Raw genomic sequence first — 2,326 nt, 5'->3', positions numbered from 1 at the left:
ATATATCATGCCCGTACCGCCATAAAGGACTTTGTTAATGGCCCAGCTATCACAGTTACTGTCTCGCCTTCCCGAGGGCAAGGACGTGCGCATGAGCACCATGGGGCATGTGCTCTGGGTCTGCTGGTGCCCAGGGCCAGAAAGTTTTCCACCTCGTGCCTGTCCGCGCAGTGCGGCACCCTGTATGAGTAGCCGCAGGCCCGGCACTGCCCGGGAGTATCAAACCCCACGGTGCAGGGCGCTCCCGACAGATTGCTCAGCACGGCCCCAAGCCGGGGCCACTGGCTGCTGTCAAAAAGCACATCCAGCTTTTTTCCGCGCAGCCAGTCCAGCATGGACGAAATCTGGCGCACGCCGAACGAGGCGCTTTCATCAATACCCGGAATCAGGGAAGCCGTGGCGGCATTTCCCCTGCTGGTCAGCAGGTAAAAGCGCGCATGGGGCAGACGCCGGCGCAAGGCCGCAATCAGGGATGAAAAAAGCAGCAGATCGCCAATGGCGCCAAGGCAGATAAAGCCCACCCGCTGCGGCTCCGGCGGCATATTCAGCGATGCTGTTCCGGCTGCGGCACGCAGACCCGCCGTGCAAAAAGTCAGCGGAATGCCCGCCCAACGGTCGAGAAAACGGTTCAGCCTGTTGCCGCGCTCACCCATCAGTACGCTCCATGCCCCAGAGTGACCACCGGCACGGTTTTGCACAGAATCCACAAGTCCATCCATACGGACCAGTTATTGATGTAGTACTGGTCAAAATTCACGCGCTCCTCATAGGTGGTATTGTTGCGGCCGGAAACCTGCCACAATCCCGTAATGCCGGGCCGGACCATGCAGTATTCGTCAAATACCGGGCCGTACTTTTCCACTTCGTCCCCGACAATGGGGCGTGGCCCCACAAGGCTCATGTCGCCCGCGACCACGTTGATGAGCTGCGGCAGCTCGTCAAGGCTGAGCTTGCGCAGCAGACGGCCAGTGCGGGTAATGCGCGGATCGCATTTGAGCTTGCGGTCGCAGGCCCATTCCGCGCGCAGGGAGGCATCGCGGCGCAGCATATTCTTGAGAACCTTGTCGGCATCGCACACCATAGTGCGGAATTTGAAGATCCGAATCTCCTTGCCGCCCCGCCCGATGCGCGCCTGGCGGTAAAAAACCGGCCCGGGGCTGTCCAGTTTTATTACAAGAGCAAGAACGGCCCCAAGAGGCAGCAGAATGGCTGAGCCAAGAAGACACAGGCCGATATCAAGACATCTTTTGACAAAGAGACGGCGTTTGTCGCGCAGGTTCTGCCGTACCAGCAGCCCCACGGCATTGCCCAGATCACGCGGCGTGAGCCAGTGGACACGAAAATTGCCGCCAAAGGCCGGAACCACCAGGGTGCTGCTGAAAAACCGCCCGGCCTCGGTAATAACGTCAACCTCCTGCGCCTTGCCCACCTTTTGCAGCAACAGGGCCATAGCCCTGGGTTGCCGAGCGGAAACCTCGGCAAACAGGCGGCGCATTTCCTCCGGCTCATCAGGCAGGTCGCAGATGGACACCGGATTCAGCCCCCTTTCGGGATGGCGCTTGAGATAGTGCCACAACTCACGCCCTTCGCTGCAATGGTCAAAAATAACCAGGGGTTTTCCCCACCAGCGTCGACGCGCATAAAGGCGGCGGCACAGGCTGCGCATGAGCGGCATGCTGAAGAGCGTTGCCGCCCAGCTGCCCATAATCACTATGCGCGAATAGGCATCGCCGGTTTTGGACAAAAAAAGAACCGCCAGGATAATGGCGTACAAAAGGCTTGTCAGCTGAAACAACGCCTTGAGCTCGCGGTGCGGGGCAAGGCTCACCGTCTGGTAAAGCCCCAGCCCGGCCCCAAGTACAGGGCCAAGCAAAAGCATGGGCGCAACCCAGTGATACAGCACGGGGTCAAGGCCGCCAAAAGCCGCCCGGACGAGAAACACGGCAAGGGCCGTTCCCAGAAGGGCCAGCAGGTCAAACAGGCAAAGCAGAAACTTCTGGGCTGAAATACCAAAAAGTGAAGCGAGGTAAACCCAGCGTGAGTTTTTTTTCATGGCATCCATCCCGGAAAACGCACTGCTGCTTGCGCGGCAAAACCACCGGGGCTGATTATTTTAACCTGCAACAGGCCAGAGCATTAGGCCATGCTCTAATCCATATAATTATACCATATTCTTTCCTTCTGCAAACGGCAAAAAACAATCCGCCCCGGCTGGCTTGCGTCACGGCAATGCAAATGCTAGAAGTCCTGGGCGGTGGCCCGGATGGTGATTTCATTGACCGAAGCGTCTGCGGGCTGGGATATGGCGTAGGCAACCGCATCGCCA

At 58.7% G+C, this 2,326-nt stretch carries 2 protein-coding genes; both read right to left on the bottom strand.

Annotated elements, in window-relative coordinates:
• Positions 1-5: 5 nt before the first annotated feature.
• Positions 6-707 carry a glycosyltransferase family 9 protein gene (locus V6C16_RS11450; RefSeq protein WP_333543263.1) on the bottom strand — a complete coding sequence of 234 codons (702 nt, stop codon included), beginning with the start codon at positions 705-707 and terminating at the stop codon, positions 6-8.
• The gene (gene wbaP, locus V6C16_RS11445) at positions 653-2,053 is read right to left on the bottom strand and encodes an undecaprenyl-phosphate galactose phosphotransferase WbaP (RefSeq protein WP_333534350.1); all 1,401 of its coding nucleotides are present in this window, start codon (positions 2,051-2,053) and stop codon (positions 653-655) included. Before wbaP ends, V6C16_RS11450 begins: the two co-directional genes overlap by 55 nt.
• Between the last annotated feature and the right edge of the window lie 273 nt (positions 2,054-2,326).

This window comes from Desulfovibrio sp. 1188_IL3213 (assembly GCF_036763145.1).
Lineage (GTDB): Bacteria > Desulfobacterota > Desulfovibrionia > Desulfovibrionales > Desulfovibrionaceae > Desulfovibrio.
The sequence above is the reverse complement of the archived record's forward strand: the minus strand, read 5'-3'. Positions and strand labels throughout refer to the sequence as shown.

Excerpts from the sequence above, each read along its gene's own strand:
- wbaP (WP_333534350.1), bottom strand. The coding sequence starts at position 2,053 with ATGAAAAAAAACTCACGCTGGGTTTACCTCGCTTCACTTTTTGGTATT.